Origin of the sequence: uncultured Microbulbifer sp. (assembly GCF_947504145.1) — a bacterium.
In the GTDB taxonomy this organism is placed as follows: Bacteria; Pseudomonadota; Gammaproteobacteria; order Pseudomonadales; family Cellvibrionaceae; genus Microbulbifer.
Genome location: NZ_CANNGQ010000002.1, coordinates 796137 through 816761 on the forward strand (window position 1 = coordinate 796137; position 20625 = coordinate 816761).

At 57.4% G+C, this 20625-nt stretch carries 14 protein-coding genes; 6 read left to right on the forward strand and 8 right to left on the reverse strand.

The window, feature by feature from the left end:
* Positions 1-543: 543 nt before the first annotated feature.
* The 6 genes from rsgA (at position 544) to Q1A74_RS09990 (ending at position 9869) form a co-directional block, all read left to right on the forward strand.
* On the forward strand, positions 544-1680 hold the full coding sequence (gene rsgA / locus Q1A74_RS09965) for a ribosome small subunit-dependent GTPase A (protein WP_299595278.1): 1137 nt from the start codon (positions 544-546) through the stop codon (positions 1678-1680).
* Positions 1681-1796: 116 nt separating this feature from the next.
* Positions 1797-2492, forward strand: coding sequence for a response regulator transcription factor (locus Q1A74_RS09970; protein ID WP_299595280.1), 696 nt, complete (start codon positions 1797-1799; stop codon positions 2490-2492).
* On the forward strand, positions 2489-3844 hold the full coding sequence (locus tag Q1A74_RS09975) for a histidine kinase sensor domain-containing protein (protein WP_299595282.1): 1356 nt from the start codon (positions 2489-2491) through the stop codon (positions 3842-3844). Before Q1A74_RS09970 ends, Q1A74_RS09975 begins: the two co-directional genes overlap by 4 nt.
* A gap of 141 nt (positions 3845-3985) precedes the next feature.
* Positions 3986-5962 carry a TonB-dependent receptor gene (locus Q1A74_RS09980; RefSeq protein ID WP_299595284.1) on the forward strand — a complete coding sequence of 659 codons (1977 nt, stop codon included), beginning with the start codon at positions 3986-3988 and terminating at the stop codon, positions 5960-5962.
* An 87-nt stretch (positions 5963-6049) separates the two neighbouring features.
* Positions 6050-6619 (forward strand): hypothetical protein, encoded by a 570-nt coding sequence (locus Q1A74_RS09985; protein ID WP_299595286.1) that lies wholly within the window; start codon positions 6050-6052, stop codon positions 6617-6619.
* A 583-nt stretch (positions 6620-7202) separates the two neighbouring features.
* Positions 7203-9869: a PKD domain-containing protein gene (locus Q1A74_RS09990; RefSeq protein WP_299595288.1), complete on the forward strand. Its 2667-nt coding sequence runs from the start codon at positions 7203-7205 to the stop codon at positions 9867-9869.
* Between the two features lie 94 nt (positions 9870-9963).
* Here the strand turns inward: Q1A74_RS09990 and Q1A74_RS09995 are convergent, their stop codons facing one another.
* The 8 genes from Q1A74_RS09995 to Q1A74_RS10030 form a co-directional block, all read right to left on the reverse strand.
* On the reverse strand, positions 9964-11847 hold the full coding sequence (locus tag Q1A74_RS09995) for a DUF885 family protein (RefSeq protein ID WP_299595290.1): 1884 nt from the start codon (positions 11845-11847) through the stop codon (positions 9964-9966).
* A gap of 199 nt (positions 11848-12046) precedes the next feature.
* Positions 12047-13963 carry a 1-deoxy-D-xylulose-5-phosphate synthase gene (dxs, locus tag Q1A74_RS10000; RefSeq protein ID WP_299595292.1) on the reverse strand — a complete coding sequence of 639 codons (1917 nt, stop codon included), beginning with the start codon at positions 13961-13963 and terminating at the stop codon, positions 12047-12049.
* 171 nt (positions 13964-14134) lie between these two features.
* Positions 14135-15841, reverse strand: coding sequence for a Na(+)/H(+) antiporter subunit D (locus Q1A74_RS10005; RefSeq protein WP_299595294.1), 1707 nt, complete (start codon positions 15839-15841; stop codon positions 14135-14137).
* Positions 15834-16172 (reverse strand): hypothetical protein, encoded by a 339-nt coding sequence (locus tag Q1A74_RS10010; protein WP_299595297.1) that lies wholly within the window; start codon positions 16170-16172, stop codon positions 15834-15836. The genes Q1A74_RS10005 and Q1A74_RS10010 overlap by 8 nt, the downstream gene beginning before the upstream one ends.
* A gap of 7 nt (positions 16173-16179) precedes the next feature.
* Entirely contained in the window at positions 16180-17649 is a 1470-nt protein-coding gene (locus Q1A74_RS10015; protein ID WP_299595300.1) for a proton-conducting transporter membrane subunit, read from the reverse strand.
* Complete coding sequence (locus tag Q1A74_RS10020) at positions 17646-19121, reverse strand: monovalent cation/H+ antiporter subunit D family protein (protein WP_299595303.1); 1476 nt, start codon at positions 19119-19121, stop codon at positions 17646-17648. The genes Q1A74_RS10015 and Q1A74_RS10020 overlap by 4 nt, the downstream gene beginning before the upstream one ends.
* A 3-nt stretch (positions 19122-19124) precedes the next feature.
* Positions 19125-19523 carry a cation:proton antiporter subunit C gene (locus Q1A74_RS10025; RefSeq protein ID WP_299595305.1) on the reverse strand — a complete coding sequence of 133 codons (399 nt, stop codon included), beginning with the start codon at positions 19521-19523 and terminating at the stop codon, positions 19125-19127.
* Position 19524: 1 nt separating this feature from the next.
* The gene (locus Q1A74_RS10030) at positions 19525-20598 is read right to left on the reverse strand and encodes a DUF4040 domain-containing protein (protein WP_299595597.1); all 1074 of its coding nucleotides are present in this window, start codon (positions 20596-20598) and stop codon (positions 19525-19527) included.
* Positions 20599-20625: the final 27 nt, after the last annotated feature.

Genomic DNA, 20625 nt, shown 5'->3' on the forward strand with positions numbered 1-20625 from the left:
ACGCAAAACGCTCAGGAAGAGCAAATGAGTCACTCAGGGAGTGCGGGGTCAGGAAGTACGTCTATACTCAAAGTTATCGGATCGTTGATGGTCGAGAAAGGTGATGTACCGTCAGCGCGAAGATATAAAGGCCGGCTTTATGCCGGCTTTTGTTTTTGTGGCTGTTACCTTTCCACGGCAAGCAGGCGCTCCGACCAGCGGCCTCCTCACGAACCGGTACGGTGGCGTCACTGGCCGGATGCTTTCAGTTCTGAGTACTCGGGTTCTTTTCGAGTAGAGTTGTCTGGCCTATTGTCCTGGCTGGAAAATATTGCTAGATTGCGCGAAATTCCACCAGCGGAGGATTGTTGATGAGTGTATCCAACCCCCGCCGGGCCAGCCGCGACTAAAAGGTCGCATACAGCCCGGCAAGTTCCTTTTGTCGGGTTTCCCCTTAAATGGAAACCCCTTCAAACTGCGCCCAGACTTAAGTTCTGAGGCTTGGATGATTTGCGCCTGCGTGTCATGAAATCGCGTGTGCAGGCGCTGTTGAGGGTTAGAACCTTGAGTAAATCCCTGATTTCACGCCGCCCGGCTTTCCGGCGCGGTGCTTCTGTTGGTGCTGGTGCGGAAAATACTCGTCCCGCCAGTGTATCGCCCTTGCAGGCACTGGGCTGGAAGCCGTTTTTTCAGCAACAGTTGAGCCTGGAGGACCTGAGCGAATACCAGCCAGTAAAAGTCATGGCGGTGCACCGCAGCCAGATCGAGGTGGTCGGTGAGACCGGCGACGAGGCGGTCCAGGTGCACGGGCCGCTGTTTGAGGATTTGGCGGAGCGGCCTACGGTGGGCGACTGGTTGCTGCTGGATCGCGAGACGCGCAGGCCAGTGCGCCGACTGGATCGCAGCAGTCTGTTCAAGCGCATGGCCCCGGGGGCCAAGCAGGCGCAGTTGATTGCGGCGAATGTGGATAACGTGCTGATCGTTTCCTCCTGTAACCACGACTTCAATCTGTCCCGGGTTGAGCGGTATCTGGCACTGGTGAAAGAGGCCGGTTGTCGCGCCTGTCTGGTGCTGACCAAGGCAGATCTGGATCAGGATCACGACCGGTACCGCGAGGCTCTGAAAGGCCACAGCGATCTGCCGGTGGTGCTGGTGAATGCGCTGGATACGGAGAGTGTCGCGCCTCTGCGAGAATACTGCCGCAGCGGAGAAACCCTGGCACTGCTGGGTTCCTCCGGGGTGGGCAAGTCGACGTTGCTGAACAGCCTTGCGGGTATCGAACTGGCGGCGACCGGTGGTATCCGCGAAGACGACAGCAAGGGCCGGCACACCACGCGGCATCGGGCGTTCTACGCGATTCCCGATGGCGGCCTGCTGCTGGACAGCCCGGGGATGCGCGAGCTGGGCCTGGCGGATGTGAGCGAGGGCCTGGCGGCGACGTTTGCAGACATCAGTGCATTGGCGGACAGCTGTCGCTTTGCAGATTGCGCCCACGAGCTGGAACCCGGCTGTGCGGTGCAGGCGGCGATCGAATCCGGGGTCATGGATGAGCGCCGCCTGCGCAACTGGCGCAAGCTGGAGCGGGAGGTGGCGCGCAACAGTAAAACCCTGGCGCAAGCCCGCGCGGACGACCGCGCCCTGGGGCAATTCTACCGTTCGGTGCAGAGCCAGTCGCGGGTCCACAAAAACCGTCGGGACTGAGCACCTGCCGTTTAAAAACCCGATAACCGGATACTTCCACAGTGTCTGGTTATCGGGTTTTTTTATGCCAGTTTTGATAGTCTGCGGTGCACTATTTCGACCGCCGGCGAACCCCAATGACCCCCGACCCCAGCCTCTCCCGCATCCTGATTGCGGAAGACGACCCAGCACTGAACCAGCAGATCGCCGCCATCATGGGTGATGCCGGTTACCAGACGTTTAGCTGTTTTGACGGCGAGTCCGTTTTGCAGGAAGCCGCCAGGCAGCCCTACCAATTGATTCTGCTGGACCTGATGCTGCCGGAGCTCGACGGCCTTTCGGTATTGCGACTGTTGCGCAAAGCCAGTCAGGTTCCGGTCATCATCGTCACCGCCAAGGGAGCGGAAGAGGAGCGGATTGCCGGCCTGCGCCACGGGGCAGACGATTACATCACCAAGCCGTTTAATCCGAAGGAGCTGTTGCTGCGGATCGAGGCACTGCTGCGCCGCAGCCTGCCGGTCGCCCCACTGCAGCGCGACACTCTGGAGTTTGAACAGCTGAAATTGCAATTGTCGGACCTGAAGGCGAGTGTCGGCGCCGAGGACCTGGAGCTGACGGCCATCCAGTTCAACCTGTTGTGGGAGCTGGCGGCCAATCGCGGCGAGGTGTTGAGCAAAGCCTACCTCTCTCAGCATGTATTGAATCGCCCTCTGGGCGCTTATGACCGCAGCCTGGATATGCACCTGAGCCGGGTGCGTCGCAAGCTTTCGAAGGCCGGCTGGCGCGGTGAGCGGCTGCAGACGGTGCGGGGCAAAGGATACTGTCTGAAATGAATCGCCGGTTGCTGTGGAAACTGATCCTGCTGGTGACCGCCGGCATCGTCGCGATGTTCTATCTCATCAACTACGTCACCGGGCGTGCGGAAGAAGAGATGAGCATGCTCAGCCAGGCGCACCGGGACGAGCTGCGTGATTGGGGGAGGCAGGCTGAAGCCCTGTATTTTTCCGCTGACACAGGCGCGCTGGAGCAGTGGCTCAGCGAGCTGCAAGAGCGCGAAGATACGCTGGCGGAAGTGGTGGGTTATCGCATCCGGCACCTGGCCGGCAGCCGCGGCCTGGAAGAGCGCTACAGTGGCAATAAACTGGGGCGGGATGTGGAGTGGAAAATCCACCTGTATTTTGAAAACAACCCGGTAATGGAAATCCCGTTCGAAAAATCCGACACCAGCTTCCTGGTCCTGTTGCCCGATCGCATGCGCCCCGGCAGCTACTGGCAGACCACCTATCTGCTGTTACAGATTTTCCTGCCCGCGCTGATCCTGGCCATACTATCGGTCCTGTTATACCGCCATATCATGCGGCCACTGTGGAGTCTGGAGCGGGCCACCCGGGAGTTCAGTCGCGGGGACTTCTCCGTGCGGGTGCGCCCACAACTGGGGGCGCGCAAGGATGAGTTCGCCGAACTCGCCAACACCTTCGATCAGATGGCCGCGCGTATCGGCGAGCAGCTGCTCAACCAGCGACAGCTGATTGCCGACTTTTCCCACGAGCTCAGAACGCCACTGACCCGGCTGGAAATCGCAATCGGCCATATCCGCCAACAGTACCCAGCGGACGAGAATGTGGAGCGCATCCAGCGGGAGGCCCGGCACTTCCGCAAACTGACCGAAGACACCCTGACACTGGCGTGGCTCGATAACGAGCAGCCCCAATTGCAGCAGGAAACACTGGATCTGGTGGACTTGATCGATGTGATTGTGGACGACGCCCGTTTCGAATTTCCCGACCGGCGCATACACACCGAGCTCCCTGATTCCGCCGAAATCACCAATTCCAGCCACCAGGCCGTGGGGCAGGCGCTGGAGAATATCCTGCGCAATGCATTGCGCTACACCCCGGTGGGGGAGATGGTGGAGGTAGCGCTGGCGACATCGAGTGGTAAGTCCGGCGCCGCGGAATTTCAGATCGCGGTCAAAGATCGCGGCCCCGGTGTGCCCGAGGTCATGCTGGAAACCATTTTCCGTCCCTTCTTTCAGGCGGACCCCTCGCGCAGTACCGAGTCCGCTGGTGTTGGTCTCGGTCTGGCCCTGGCTCGCCGGCAATTGAGCGCCGTCGGTGGACATGTGTTTGCGGAAAACCGGGAGGGCGGGGGCCTGTGCATGATCATCACGTTACCGGTGTCCTGACCGTTTTTTGGTCAGTTTCCGGGTCTGGTACGCCCGCGCAATGTAACAAATGCAACAGCGCTGTACTTTCAAAGGGCTAATAGGAATAATTCGCGTTTACGATTAATGACCAACTGCGAATCCACCTGGAAGGAAAGCCCAATGTCCAACAAGTCCCTGCTCAACCACTGTGCGCTGCTGCCCCTGCTCGCCACCGGCGCGCTCACTGTAGCCCCGGCATTCGCCGAGGAAAACGCCGATCGGGAAACTCTTGAGACGGTTGTTGTGGTAGGCGTGGCCACCGATACCGAAATCACTCCAGAACAGCTTGAGCAGCAGCAGGCCAACGACCTGAGCGATATCTTCCGTCATATCCCATCCGTATCTGTGGGTGGTTCCATTGGTATTGCCCAGAAAGTCTATATCCGCGGCATGGAAGATACCCTGCTGAACGTCACTGTGGACGGGGCCCCGCAGACCGGCACCCTGTTTCACCATATCGGCCGCGTTTCCATCGAGCCGGAATTGTTGGACAGAGTTGAAGTACAGTCCGGTGCCGGTGAGGCCACCAGCGGCCCCGGCGCCATCGGCGGTGCCATCCGCTTCAAGACCAAAGATGCCAGCGACCTGCTTGCCGACGGCGAACAGCTGGGCGCGCGGGTCAAGGGTGCCTACTTCAGCAACGACGGCAAAAAAGGCAGTGCCTCGGTATACGGCAAGCTCAGCGAGAACTGGGGCCTGATTGGCTCGTTTGTGCAGGTCGAGCGCGAGAACATGCAGGATGGCGATGGCAACGAAATCCTGGGCACCTCTGCGGACCAGAACCTGGCATTTTTCAAAGTGAGTGGCGACATTGCGGACAATCAGAAGCTGACCGTCAGCTACGAGCAGCGGGAAGAATCTGGCGAACTGGGTCGCAGACCAAACTGGTTCGTACTGGAAGGTGACACGCTTTATCCGATGGATGCCGAGCGCGAAACTCTGGTCGCCAACTACAGCGCCAGCCTGAGCAGTGCCGTGAACCTGGAAATTACCGCCTACGATACAAACTCCGACATGGTGCAGGATGGCCCCTGGGGACTGTACGGCGGTAATACCGCGTCGATTGGTTTTGATATCCGCAACACCAGCAGCTTCGGCCAGCATACCTTGACCTATGGTATTGAACGGCGGAATCAGAAGGTGGTTGCTGGTGGTCGTGAGGCTGATTCCACATCAAGCATTTCGGAAAGCGGACGGGTGCAGGGCGCCTACATTCAGGATCACTGGCAGGTGACCGAGCCGCTGATGCTCAGCTTTGGGGTGCGGTACGACTCCTACGAACTGACCCAGAACAATTTTGACGGCGAGTTCAGTAGTGACGACATCAGCCCGAATGTCGGTTTGTCCTATGCTCTGAACGAGAGCTGGACGCTTTCTGGGGGCCATGCCAAGGCCGTGCGTGGCAAGGAAATCGGTGACTCCTTTACCCTGGAAAGTGCTCATATCGACCCGGCCCTGAAGGCAGAGTCTGTCGACAATAATGAGCTGGCGCTGGAATATGCTGGCGAAGCCCTGGCGCTGAAGGCTGCGGTTTACCAGAGCACCATCGACGATGTGATTTACGACGAAGACCTGTTTGAGAATATCGGCAAACTGGAATCCGATGGTTTCGAACTGAGCGCCGCATACTCCTACGATAGCTGGTACCTGTCAGCTGCATACAGCCACAACGACTCCACCCTGAATGGCAACGATATCGAGGGCTATGAGCACAACGGGCTGGGCAATACCCGCGGTGATACCCTGACACTCGCGGTAGACTACGCACTTACTGATCGCCTCGACTTGGGCTGGAACCTGACTCATGTTCAGGGAATCGACGTTGAAGTATTGCATCGCTCGGTTGAATTGGGCTGGATTGATAGCGTGCAGACGATCAACAAGTCCGGTTATCAGCTGCACGACATCTACTTGCGTTGGCAGCCACTGCAGGACGATAGCCTGGCGGTTAACTTTGCCGTGCAGAACCTTTTTGACGAGCACTACCGCGATCACTCCAGCGTAGGGGATTACTCCGATATTCCCGGTTGGGGCATTGTTTCCGGTGTTTATGAAGCGGGTCGCGACGTCCGCCTGTCTGTAGATTATCGTTTCTGATTTATCAGAATGCGGGGTAAAAAAGGCGCGGTGTGAAAGCACTGCGCCTTTTTGTTTGTTGTTGGCGTACTAAAAACTAAAAAGATTATGAAATCCAGAACCCGTTTATTGTGGATAAAACTCCATACCTATTTTTCCTGCTTCTTCCTGCCGCTTGCTGTGATGTACCTTTCTACCGGTATGTTGCACATGATGGATATCGATGGTGGCGTGCGCAGTGAGAGTCAGTTCGAAGTGAGCCTGCCGAGCGGTATTCCCGAGGCCGAGGAAGATGTGCGGACAGTCATATTGCCGCTGATGCAGGAAAAAGGGCAGGATATGAAGTTGCCCGCGGACTACTACTACGAACCGAAAGAAAACTATATCGGTTGGTATGGCTACAAAGGGCAGGTGTACTTTGAGCCGCTTGAAGATCCGGACAGGGCGATACTGCATGTCAAAAAACACGATCTCTGGCACCAGTTTCTGTTGATCCACAAAGGGCACGCGGGGCCGGTCTTCTGGGTGTTGGGTATTATGTTCGGTCTCAGCCTGTTGTTCAGCCTCGTCAGCGGTCTGGTGATTGCGATTGCGGTTCCCATGTTCCGCAAAACCTCCATTGTATTTACGCTGTTGGGTACTGCCACCCTCGCTATTGGCATAGCGTTGAGTGTATAGAGTTCTCATTTTTTGATTTTGGCGCAAACAACTTAAATAATACTGCGCCAAAATCACCTGATCTATCAGGCCAATTTGTACTGGCGGGCGTGTAAAAAGTACGGCTCGTTTCAGGCAGTACTTTTCTTTCTATATCCACCCGGAATTATTTTCAAAAAATTTCTCTTTTGTTTTCATCGGCCTACAGGCATTGGTTGACCAATAAGTCATTATTTGGCGCAATTTTGAATATCTCTGTTGATTTAAGTTTCTCTATTCTGTAGCCGTGAACATCGCCATCGTTCCGTAAAAATATTTCTTATATTTTTCATTGCGTTATATTTTTTGGTTAACCAATTACGGTATTTTTTCTGAATTTTATTTTCTCCAGCGGGAGATAAATTTCAGAAAATTGACAGTTTCCTCAGGCAGCCATTAGCCTTTCCCGCGCTTCGCAATTTCGTTTTTTACGCATACCTCCTGCTGACTTGGCGGGAGATATGTATGTGATCGACGGGGTGCGGGGTTTAATAGCGAGTAGAAGTTCCGTAATAAAAATCAATAATCAGGTCTCTATGCGATGAGAAAAATCATACGAAGTAATTTGAGTCGAACGCTGACGTATACAGCGCTCTCCCTGGCCGTCGGTATTTCTTCAGCCAGCGCCGCTACCATTGAAAACGCTGGTTTTGAATCTGGCTGGTCCGGCTGGGACGATGCCGATCCCTCCGCCATATCCGGTATTGCCCGTAGCGGTAGCCAGAGCGCGAAAATTACCGGTTCCGGTGGTGCCTTTTCCCAGGAAGTGGCCGTGGATCCTAATACGGATTACACCCTGAGCGCCTGGTTGCAAGGTGCCGGCGGTATTGAAGTCACCGTGGGTTCCGATACCTACAGCGATGCCGGTAATTATTCCGATTGGGGCGAGTTGGGCGTGGCCTTCAATTCCGGCAGCCACAGCAGCGTTACCGTCTCGGGTACCTATAACGGCGACGAAGGCCGCTTTGACGATTTTTCCATCGCGGACGGTGCGGGCTCCGGCTCCAGTTCCGGGGGGAGTTCCAGTTCGAGTTCCAGTTCCAGCTCCGGATCGGGCTCCAGTTCCGGCTCTGGTGGTGGTTCGGAGTTCTGTGATATTCAATCCTCCAGCGCCAGCTCCGATGACGGCAATGGCCCGGCCAATGCCCACGACGGCAATCTCGGCTCGCGCTGGTCGGCCAACGGTTCCGGCCAGTACATCACGTTTGATCTGGGCAGCAGCTGCATGGTGAGTGCGCTGAATATTGCCTGGTACAAAGGCGACAGCCGCATGGCCTCGTTTGAGGTTTATGTGGGTGACAATGAAAACAGCCTGACGTACGTGTACGGTGGCAACAGCGCCGGCGATACACTGCAACTGGAGCCGCACAACTTCGATGACTTCTCCGGCCGTTACGTGCGGGTGGTTGGGCTCGGCAATACCGCGAACAGCTGGAACAGCATGACCGAGATTGAGGTTGTGCGCGGTGAGGGAGGCCCGGGCACGCCCACTGCGGATATCCAGGTGCCAGGCAATGTCACCGTCGGAATTCCGTTTACCCTGGATGGTAGCGGTTCTAACAACTCCAATGGTGGGTCGCTGAATTACAGTTGGGATTTCGGCGACGGTATTACCTCCATGGAAGAGAGCCCGGTCCACACCTACAACAACACGGGTGTGTATGCGGTCAGTCTGCAGGTAACCAATGCCGGTGGTATTGCCGATACCGCCAGCGCGGAAGTCACGGTCAGTGAATTACCTTCCGAGTATCCGGTCGCTACCATCAGTGGTTCCACCACTACGCGCGTGAACACCAGCCTGAACCTGAGCGGTTCGTCGTCTTACGATCCGGATGGCGGCGACATTACTGCTTACGCCTGGGACTTTGGCGATGGCAGCAGCGGAAGCAGTGCCAATGTCTCTCACACTTACAGTGAGCAGGGTAGCTATACCGTCACACTCACGGTCACCGATGATGAAGGTTTTGAATCTTCCTCTACGGAAACCATCACCGTGGATAACGCTGTCGTGGAAGACCTGTGGCCACTGGTCAACAACAGCTTTGAGCTGAGCTCGTCCACCGGCGGTTGGGTAGAAGAAGATCCGTCCAATGTGGTTTCCACCAACGGTACGTCCAACCCTGTACCGCCAGAGGGCGGGCGTCTGCTGGTGATCAAGGGTGATGGCGGGCGTATGAAACAGGCCATCTACAAGCCCGTTGCCGGCAACCGCTATCAAGTCACCGCCTGGGTCTACAACCACGGCACCATAGGTATTCAGGACCTGGGGTCCGACAATGTTTATGAGGTCAGTACCAACCACGGAGAGGGCTGGCAGCAGATCACCGTGGAGTACGTATCCACCGGTTCCCCGGCACTGGCTTACGCCAGGTATGGCAACGGCAGTGGCGATGCACTGTTTGATCTGTTTGAAGCGGAAAACGTCACCACCCAGGCGGATCTCGATGCAACGCCACCGGCGCCGATCATGCGCTACGCGTCACAGGTGATCGACCTGTCCTGGTGGAAGCTGACTCTGCCGATCAACGGTGCCGAGGAGCACTACACGCCGGACCTGTACACCTTCTCCAGCGACGAGTGGTTCAAGCTGATCTACGACGACGCCGAGCAGGAATACGCGGTGCAGTTCCGGGCCAATCACCACGGGGATTCCACCAGCGGTTCCAGCAACCCGCGCAGTGAACTGCGGGAAATGATGCAGAACTACCACTTCCAGAACTCGAAGAGCGCTGCTGCCTGGTCGAATACCGATGGCAAGAAGCACACCATGTGGATCAAGCAAAAGGTCACCAACCTGACCCATGTGAAGCCACACGTTGTGGTGGGGCAGATTCACGATTCCGGGGATGATGTGGTGGTTTTCCGTATGGAAGGTCACAACGGAACCTGTCCTCCGGGCACCGATGACGACTGGGATAACTGCGGTACCGTCGGCAATCCGGACACCCACGCCAACCTGTGGATTACCAACGGTAACGATCGCCACGGTTATCTGGTGGACGGGAACTACGAGCTGGGTACCGTGTTTACCGTGAAGATGGAATCCTATGACGGGCAGACCCACTTCTATTACAACGGCGAGAAGGTGCCCTACGTCCACGATGAATCGATTTCTGGTTGCTACTTCAAGCTGGGTAACTACACCCAGTCTCACGACGGCACAGCGCCGGGAGAAAGTTACAGCAATTATGCGGAAACCTATGTGTACGATTACTACGTTTCTCACGAGTAATCACTGCTGAAAACCTGAAACCGGATTATTGGTTTCAAAACAGAAAAGGGCCGCGATAGCGGCCCTTTTCTTATTTTCAGGTGGAGCGAATTTATTAATTCAGCGCCGCCTGCCCACCGGCATCACTCATCGGTTGTGCGCGACTGATTTCACCGCCCTGGGATGCAATCCAGTCGTTCATGCGGCTTTCCAGTACATTCAGTGGCAGGGCACCAGCGCCCAGCAGGGCGTCGTGGAACTGGCGGATATCAAAGTTATTTCCCAGTGCTTCTTCGGCGCGTGCGCGAATCTCTTTGATTTTCAGCTGCCCCACCTTGTAGGCCAGTGCCTGACCTGGCCACACCAGATAGCGGTCGATTTCCACTACCACATCGTGCTCCGGCTTCGCGCTGTTATTCATGAAATACTGGATAGCTTCATCCCGGCTCCAGCCCAGCTGGTGCATACCGGTATCTACCACCAATCGCACCGCGCGCCACATATCGTAAGTCAGCGCACCAAACTCGTTGTACGGATCTTTGTACAGACCGAGGTCGTAGCCGAGGCTTTCGGAGTAGAGCCCCCAGCCTTCTACAAAACCGGTGTAAAACTTGTTGCGGCGCAGCGGGTGAATATCTTTCTGTTCCTGTGCCAGCGCGATCTGCAGGTGGTGCCCGGGCATGGCTTCGTGCACCGTCAGCGCTTCCATTTCCCAGGTCGGGCGGCTTTTCAGATTATAGGTGTTGGCAAAGAAAACCCCTGCGCGGCCGGCCTCGTAGGAACCCGGCTGGTAATAGGCTGTGGTCTGCGATTTTTCCGAGTAGCTTGGGATCGGCTTCACCCCATAGGGCAGGCGTGGCAGCGTGCCGAACAGTGCCGGAAGCTCACCGTCGATTCGCTTGGCAATATCCCGGTAATTTTTCAGCAGGTCTTCTTTGTTGTCGTAGTAGAACTGCGGATCGTTCCGCAGGAATTCAGTAAATACCTTGAAGTCCCCAGCGAAGCCCGTTTTAGCGATGATAGCGTCCATCTCATCGCGAATACGGCGCACTTCTTCCAGTCCGATGCGGTGAATTTCCTCCGGACTCAGGTCGGTGGTGGTGGTTTCCCGTACCTTGTAGGCGTACCAGCGAATACCGTCTTCATTTTTAGTGAAGGCGGTATCCGTGGTGGCATTCGGGATATAGTCGCGCTCGACGTATTCGGCAAAGCGCTTCCAGTTCGGCACCAGGGTTTTTTGGTAGATATTCTGCGCGCGGGTGCGCAGGCGATTTTGATGCGCCGCAGAAATACTTGCGGGCATTTCATAGAAAGCTTTGAGCAGTGGGCTCTGCTTTGGGTCTGCTGGAATCAGTGCGCGGATCTGGCCGGGAAGGTCGCGCAGGGTGATTTGGGGTGGAGTCAGTTTCTGCTCCGCACCTTTTTCCATGAGAATTTTGGTCTGCTCGATGAGGCCGGGCAGTTTGTCGAGGCGCGCCAGAATATTTTCATAATCGGCAGTGGTGCGCTTGGGCATCGCATTCAGTACGCCGGGTACACTGCGCTGGATGCCACTCATGTGATTGACGGGCAGCAGGTGCTCGGGGAACTGATAGCCGCGGACTTCAAGCAGCAGATCCTGGTACAGCAACTGGTAGTCGAGTTTTTCGGCGCTGCTCAGTTTGTCTTCGTTGAGATGACGGCTGGCGGCGAGCAGCTTCCGGGTCTGGCCTTTGCGGCGCTCGATCCCTTTGACGGATTGATCGGTCCAGTTTTCCTCGAAACCGGGATAGCCGCGGTAGGTGGCGGTCTCGGGGTAACTTTCCATTATCCAGCGGTAGCGCAGGTCCTGCAGTGCCTGAAGTTTGTCACTGGCGCCACTCTTGGGCAGTGTGTCCATGGCTTTTTCAAAGGCTTTGTGGTCCATGGCCTGAACGTTCAGGCTGGCGGCCATGATGGCTGCAGATAATCCGAGAAGTTTGGCGTTCAGGATTTTTTTAATGGATTTGGAAAAGGACATCGTACTTCCTGTCTCTGAATTATATGTTGTGTGTTTGCTTTGCTGGCGACAAGGTGCAAGGCCAAAATTTAAGGCGGGTCACAGGGGGAAGCTTTTCGGAACCGTCGGCGACGTCCCTGTCGCCGACGCTTTTGAAAACGAATCCCCGGCACTTGGCCTTCGATTCGAGTTTTGTGTTTTTTATCGACTTTGTTTTACGTTATATCGCTGCAGCCTGACCGTTTGACTGCGCCTGATGCATTTGTGTCTGGCGTTTGCGAATCTGTTCTTCGATACCTTTGGCATCAAGGCCGATTTCGGCGAGCAGTTTGGGGTGCTTGCCGTGTTCGATGGTTTTATCCGGCAAGCCCAGTTGCAACAGTGGTACTGGAACGATGCGCTGGTTCAGGTACTCCGATACCGCGCTGCCAGCACCGCCGGCGACGGTGTTTTCTTCCAGCGTCACCAGCAGCTCGTGGCTGTCCGCGAGCTGGTTGATCAGCGCTTCATCCAATGGCTTGACCCAGCGCATATCCACCAGGGTCGCACCGAGTCTTTCCGCCGCTTCGCGGGCCGGAGCCAGCAAGGTGCCGAAGCTCATGATGGCCACGTTACTGCCTTCCTGAATCACACGGCCTTTGCCGATGGGCAGCTCGGTCATGTCTTTTTCGATGGTGACACCCGGGCCGGTGCCGCGGGGGTAGCGCACCGCGGAGGGGCCATCGTACTGGTACGCGGTGTAGAGCAGCTGGCGGCACTCGTTCTCGTCGCTGGGTGCGGCAATAACGATATGTGGCAGGCAGCGCATAAAGGTCAGGTCGAAACTGCCCGCATGGGTGGGGCCGTCTTCACCGACGAGGCCGGCGCGGTCGATGGCAAAGGTGACATCCAGATTCTGGATGGCCACATCGTGCACCAGCTGGTCATAGCCGCGCTGCAGGAAGGTGGAGTAAATCGCTACCACCGGTTTCTGATCTTCGCAGGCGAGTCCGGCGGCGAGGGTGACCGCGTGTTGTTCGGCAATGGCCACATCGTGGTAGCGCTCCGGGAAGCGCTCGGCAAACTCCACCATACCGGAGCCTTCGCACATCGCGGGGGTGATGCCGATGAGCTTTTCATCCTGCTCGGCGGTGTCACACAGCCACTGGCCAAAAATATCCTGGTATTTCGGGCCTTTCTTTTTTGTTTCAGCCGCTGCCACTTGAACCTTGGGTTTCGGCTCCAGCTTATTCAGCGCGTGGTAGCCCACCGGGTCTTCTTCCGCGGGGCCGAAGCCCTTGCCCTTGGTGGTGACGATATGCAGCAGCTGCGGGCCGCGCTGATTGCGCAGGTTGCGCAGGGTGTGCACCAGATCCTGCATGTTATGGCCGTCCAGTGGGCCCACATAGTTGAAACCCAGTTCCTCGAACAGGGTGCCGGGGGTAATCATGCCCTTGACGTGTTCTTCGGTGCGGCGTGCCAGCTGCCAGGCCTTGGGGATGGCCGACAGGATCTTGCGGCTGCCCTCGCGCATGTTCAGGTACGTCTTGCTGGCCAGAATCCGCGCGAAGTAGGTGGCGAGGCCGCCCACGTTCTTGGAGATGGACATGCGGTTGTCATTGAGTACCACCAGCATGTCTTTGCCGGTATGAGCGGCGTGGTTGAGCGCCTCGAAGGCCATGCCCGCGGTCATGGCGCCGTCGCCGATCACCGCAACCACCTTGCGCTCGTCCGGGGAACCCAGGGCCATACCCAGGGCGGCACTGATAGAGGTGCTGGAGTGACCGACGCCGAAGGTGTCGTAGGGGCTCTCGGAGCGCTTGGGGAAACCGGACAGGCCACCCTGCTGGCGCATGGTAAGCATCTGCTCACGACGGCCGGTGAGGATCTTGTGCGGGTAGGTCTGGTGGCCCACATCCCACACCAGGCGGTCTTCCGGGGTGTTGTAGATGTAGTGCAGGGCGATGGTGAGCTCTACGACGCCCAAGCCGGCACCGAAGTGGCCGCCGGTCTGGCCTACGCAGTAGAGCAGGTATTCACGCAGCTCCGTTGCCAGCTCTGGCAACTGTTTTTCCGACAGGGCGCGCAGTTGGGCCGGGTCGTCGATCTGGTCGAGAAGCGGCGTTGACGGGCGCTGGCGGGGTATCTCGTCGAACATCTAGGGTCCTGAATTCGGGCGTTCGGGCCCGCTTTCGGGTGCCGCTTTCGGTGAAAAGTGGCGTCGGGCCCAAGGTATCAATTGCAACTGATAGTAGAAGCGAATTGTATGCCCACCGCGGGGAGATTGCATCCTGCGCGGTATCTGGGTTTCCGGTCATGTTTTCACCGGTTACAGCCACCCGAGTATCAGGTAAATCCCCAGCAGCAGTACTACACCGGCCACCATGCTGCCGGTGAGCCAGTTGCGGGCCATGATGCCGTCGGCGCGGTGGTGCACCGTCACGCCTTCCACCAGCCGTGCAACACCGCCCACGGCCGCGGTGCGCAAGCGCTGGTCGAGGGCGAACAGGCGGTTGAACAGGGTGCGCAGGACGTCCGGCACCAGGCGGCGGTAGATCCACTCCACATCCAGATTTACCGATGGCAGCTCTGGCGGGTACAGGTGGCGCAGGTTCAGCCATACGAAGGCCAGGGCGGAGAAGAACAGCAGCTGCAGCTGAGTCAGCACGTGGGTCACATCGTAAGGCGTGTAGGCCACCTCGTGGGGTAGCAGGCTGTACAGGGCCTGTGGATAGATACCCACAGTCAGACACAGGGCGGCGGCGATGCTCATGGCGATCAGCATATTCACCGGCGGCTCCCGCGCTGGCAGCTTGGCGTCGTGGGCGAAGAAGGCGAAGTAGGGAATCTTGATGCCCGCATGGTGGAACACCCCGGCGGAGGCGAACAGCAGGATCAGCCATACCCAATCGTGCCCGTTCTTGATGGCCGCGCTCATCACCATGGACTTACTGACAAAGCCGCTGAACAGGGGGAAGGCGGAAATGGACGCGGCGCCGATAATACACAGCACCGTGGTCTTGGGCATTTTCTTGTACAGGCCGCCGAGCTCTGAGCCGTTGATCTTGCCGGTCACATGTAGCACCGCCCCCATGGACATAAACAGCAGGCCCTTGAAAATCACATCGTTAAAGGCGTGGGCCACGGCGCCGTTGATAGCCAGCGAGGTGCCGATGCCGATACCTACTACCATAAAGCCCAGCTGGTTAATCAGGCTGTAGGCCAGTACCCGGCGCAGGTCGTTTTCGATCACCGCAAAGAAGATCGGGAAGCAGGCCATGGTGGCGCCGATGTATACCAGCAGCTCGGTGCCCGGGTAGGCCCGCGCCAGTGCGTAGATGGCTACCTTGGTGGTGAAGGCGCTCAGGAATACGGTGCCCGTGGGTGTGGACTCCGGGTAGGCGTCGGTGAGCCAGTTGTGGAAAAAGGGGAAGGCGCACTTGATGCCGAAGGCGAGGAAGATCATCCAGCTGTAGGCGCTCTCATTCAACCCGATCTGGCCAAATTCCAGGGAACCGTGGGTCTGGCTATAGATGATGATTCCGCCCAGCAGCAACAGCCCGGAGAGGATATGCAGGGTGAAGTAGCGCAGCCCGGCCATATAGGCGCGGCCACTGCGCCGCGCCCACACCAGGAATACCGAGGTCAGTGCCAGCAGTTCCCAGAAGATAAACAGAGTCAGCAGGTCGCCGGCAAACACCGCACCCAGGGCACTGCCCGCGTACAGCATGCTCGCTACCTGTTGCAAAGTATCGCGCACGTGCAGGGCATAAATGACCGCGATCAGGGCTGCGATATGGAACAGGTAGCCAAACAGCAGGCTGAGTTTATCCGTCTTGAACAGCAGTAAATTAAAATCGAGAACGGTGTAGTGGCCGAACTCCACGCCCGCGTCGGCACCGGCACCCAGCTGCCACAGATTGATAAGGCCGAGAATCGGTACCGCGATAAACAGCAGCGCCCGCGCCCAACCGCGCAGGAAAAGTCCTAAAGCCGCGGCAATAAAAAACGGAATAAACGGAGCAATTTCAAGCATGATCGCGCCCTCCGCCCAGGTGGATGGTGGGGGGCACGTCTACCGATGCAATATCGTCTGGCTCGTCATCGTCTGCCAGTTCCCGCTTGTCGTAATAGTCTTCCGGGCGCATCAGGAAGGTGCGCATCCACTTGGCCACAACCACCAGCGCGACACAGCCCACAAAACCATAAACGGGATAGAAGCCCGGCAGTCCTTCCCAGCGGTATTCCGTGTGGCGGTGAATCACAAAGTCCAACGCAAACAGAACAAAGCAGGTGGCGTAAAACACCCGCAGGACTTTGCGGATATTGTCCGGATTGTCGAAGAAATAGGTTTTTTCGCTGTTCATAGACTGGTCAGATTCCCGCGGCGATCAATCGGTAAAAAATATCCGGGTACAGCAACAGATAAACACAGGCCGAGGCGGTTACGGTCAGCGCAATCACTGAAGGCAGAGGCGCTTCCTTGAGTACCACCGCGGTGCCAGCTTCAATCTCCAGTGGCTTTTTGCCACCAAAGAACGCCTGCAGCGGAATCGGCAACAGATAGGCAATACTCAGCAGGGAGCTGATCATCAGCAGTGCCATCAGGATCCATTGCTCCGCCTCAAAAGTGCCGAGCATCAGATACCACTTGCTCCAGGTGCCGCCGGTGGGCGGAATGCCGATAATGCACAAGCTGGCCACAAAAAACGCCGTCATTGTCACCGGCATCTGTCGGCCCAGGCCGCGCAGCTCGTTCACTTCGGTTTTGTGTGCGGCGACCAGAATGGCGCCCGCGCAGAAGAACAGGGTGATCTTGCCAAACGCGTGCATCACAATATGCAGCGCACTGCCGGTCATGCCCGCGCTGGTGGCGAGCAGGGCGCCGAGGGTGATGTACCCCAGCTGGCTGACAGTGGAATAGGCCAGGCGTTTTTTCAGGTTTTGTTGACGCAAGGCGATGATGGACGCAAACAGAATCGAAACGCCCGCCAGGTACAGCAGCCACTCGGTGGCGGGAATGCTCTTCAGGGTGTCGATGCCAAAAATCAGTAGGCAGATTTTCAGCAGTACAAACACGCCCGCTTTAACCACCGCCACCGCGTGCAGCAGTGCACTCACCGGTGTGGGCGCCACCATGGCGGCGGGCAGCCAGCGATGGAACGGCATGATCGCCGCCTTGCCCACACCGAATACAAACAGCCCCAGTAATACTGAGAGCAGCGCCACCGAGGTGCCCGGTGAAAAGATCCCGCCTTGCTTGAACGACAGGGTGCCAGCCAGAAGCCAGGTGGCAATAATCGCGAGCAGGAAAAACCCTACCGAGGTGCCCAGCAGTATCCCCAGGTATGTCCGCCCACCCTGGCGCGCCTTGTCAGTACCCGCGTGGGTCACCAGCGGGTAGGTGCACAGGGTCAGCAGTTCGTAAAAGATAAACAGGGTAAACAGGTTTTCTGCAAAGGCGATGCCCATCACCGCGCCGATGGACACCGCAAACAGGCTGTAAAACCGTGTCTGGTTTTGCTCGCCGTGGCCGCGCATATAGCCGATGGCGTAGAGGGTGGTGATGATCCACAGGAAGCTCGCTACCAACGCAAACATCAGACCCAGCGGCTCGACGCGGAAGGCGAGGGCCAGTCCCGGCAATATATCCAGCCAGTGCACGGCAATGGTCTGCCCATTCAGCAAGGGAAGATAAAGCTGGGCGACGGTGGCGAACAGGGCGCTGGCGGCGATTAGCGAAACAGCTTCACGCACATTTTCCCGGCGGGCTGTCAACTGAATGCCAACCACCGCCAGCAGCGGGATCACCAGGGAGAGTTGTAACAGGCTGGCTGAATTCATTGCGCAGCGCCTCCGAGCAGGAATTGCGAGGCTGCGGAAGTAACTTCTACCGGCAGGCGGGTGTCGATGCCAAAATAAATATTCGCGGCGATCAGCAGCCAGGTGGGTAGCAGAATACCCAGTGGTGCTTCCTTCACAGCGTCAACCTCCGGCGCCTGGAAATAGGCCGCTTCCACGAGCTTCCAGATATACGCCACCGCCAGCAGCGAGCCCAGTACCACAAGCACCGCTACCCACCACAACTGTTGCTCAATAGCTGCGGCAATCAGATACCACTTGCTGACAAAGCCTACGGTCAGCGGCATGCCGATCAGGCTGATACCGCCGACCACGATGGCTGCCATGGTCCAGGGCATGGTGCGGCCGAGGCCGCGGAACTGTTCGATGCGGCAAGCGCCCAGTTGGTACACCAGCCCCGCCAGTGCCAGAAACAGCCCGCCCTTCATCAGCGCGTGGTTGAACATGTGCAATAGAGTGGCCTGCAGTGCCGTGGCGGTGCCAATACCGATTCCCACAACCATATAACCAATCTGCGCCACGCTGGAAAATGCCAGCATGCGTTTGATATTGGCCTGATAGATGGCAACGATGGAGGCGGCAAATACGCCCACCAGGCCGAGCCCTACCAGCAGGATATCCAGCGGCAGGTGCGACAGGGAGAAATCCACTCCGAATACGGTAAAGGTAAAGCGCAGTAACAGATACAACGCGACCTTGGTGGCGGTAGCGGCGAGAAAGGCAGTTACGATTGAGGGCGCGCAGCTGTAGGCGTTGGGTAGCCATAGGTGCAGAGGGAACAGGGCGAGTTTGAGACAGATACCCAGAAAAATAAATGCAAAGGCGGCGAGCACCGTGGTGGACTCACTGAGCGGCGGAATGCGCGCAGCCAAGTCCGCCATATTCAGGGTACCGGTCATCATGTACAGAAAGCCGATACCGATCAGAATAAAGGTCGCGCCGATGGTGCCCATAATCAGGTACTGGAACGCCGCCCACAGCGCGCGCCGGTCTTTGCCCAGGGCAATCAGCGCGTAGGTAGACAGGGACGAAATTTCCAGAAAAACGAATACGTTGAAGGCATCGCCGGTGGCGACGATGCCCAGAAGCCCGGCGAAGCACAACAAATAGAGGGTGTAAAATACCGTCTGCCGATTGGGTTCCAGCTCTTTTTGGACACTGGTATGTGCGGCGGTCAACACCACGGTGCTCAGGGCCGTGACGATAAACAGCACCCAGGCGTTGAGCAGGTCGATGCGATATTCAATACCCCAGGGCGCCTGCCAGCCACCCAGGGTGTAACTGATCGGGCCAGTAGCGTACACCTGCTGCAACAGCAGTACGCTGACAATCAGCGCGGCGAAGCTGACTGCCAGGGTAAACAGCCACACCAGATTGGCTTTGCGAATCAGCAGGCAGGAGGGCGCCGCCATCAGCGGCAGGATTACTTGCAGGATTGGAAGATGTGCCAGCATCGTTTATTGCTCCTTGCCGGCAGAAACCCGGGCATGATGGGCGCTGCGTTCCTGCATTTCTTCCGCTGCCTGAATGTCGCGCTCCTCAATGGAGCCGTAGGCGCGCTTTATCCGGATGATCAGTGCCAGTGCCAGTGCGGTCGTGGCAATGCCCACCACAATGGCAGTGAGAATGAGTACGTGGGGCAGAGGGTTGGAATACAGAACTTCCCCTTCGTTCAGGATGGGCGCGCCGCCGCCGTCCACTTTTCCCACACTGATATAAAAAATAAAAACCGAGGTCTGGAAAATATTCAGGCCAATGATTTTTTTCACCAGGTTACCCTGGGCGATAACCATATACAGGCCGATCATCATCAATGCGATAACGATCCAGTAGTTGTAGTGTGATGCGAGTAACATCTTAACCAGCTCCCTGTTCCAGCGGCTGCTTGGGGGCGGCAGGATTCGAATCCCCGCGTGGATCATTTTTGTTCCCGATCGACAGCACCGCTTCGCGGTCGCGCAATTGTGCGGAGAACAGATAGGAAATCATGATCATCACCGAGGCGACGGTTATGCCAACGCCCAGCTCAATCACGATAATACCGATGTGCTGGCCGGTGACCGGGTCACCGGCCAGGGCGCTGTAGTCGAGAAAGTTTTTGCCGCTGGCAAAACTCAGCAGGCCAGTGCAGCCAAAGATCAATACCCCTACCGCTGACAGCAACTGGACCAGCCCGTGACTGGCCACCTTGTGCACCGCATCCAGGCCAAACACCAAGCTGTAGAGAATAAAGCCCACGGCAAAAATAACCCCTGCCTGAAAGCCGCCGCCGGGGCCGTACTCACCGTGGAACTGTACGTAGAGTGCATACAGCATGATCGGAGCAATAAGTACCTTGGCGACCACGCGCAGAACAATATCGCGGGATTGTTGCTGTACCGGTGATTGTTCACGCAGAACCTGTGACTGGGAGGCGTTCGCCATCAGCAGTGACAACACTCCGAGTCCGGCGGTAAAGATCACCACTACCTCACCAAAGGTATCGAAGCCGCGGTAACTGGCCAGAACCGAGGTGACAATATTGGGGATACCGATCTCTGCCATGGACTCCTGGATGTAGTGCGGCGCTACATGTGTCTGGGCCGGCGCGTCGGGATCGCCAAACGACGGCATATCCACGGTGGCGGTGACCAGCAGTGCGCCAACGGTAGCCACCAGAATCATTGCCAGGCGCGCGCGATTGCGATCAGCGCGCTGGTAGCGGCCGCAAAGGGCGAGCGTTAACAGAATCAGCAGCGGGGAAATTCCGGCACCCACCGCGGCCTCGGTAAAGGCCACGTCCACGGCGCCCATGGTCATGAAAAAGCCCGCAGAAAGCAGCCCGTAAATGCCGGCCAGCATGGCCGCGGCAAACAGGTCTTTGATCCAGGCAATTGAAACGGCAGTAACAAGCAATAGTGCCAGTAGTGCGATATCCAGCAACAGGTCCATCAATCACATTCCCAATTTCTTTGTTTT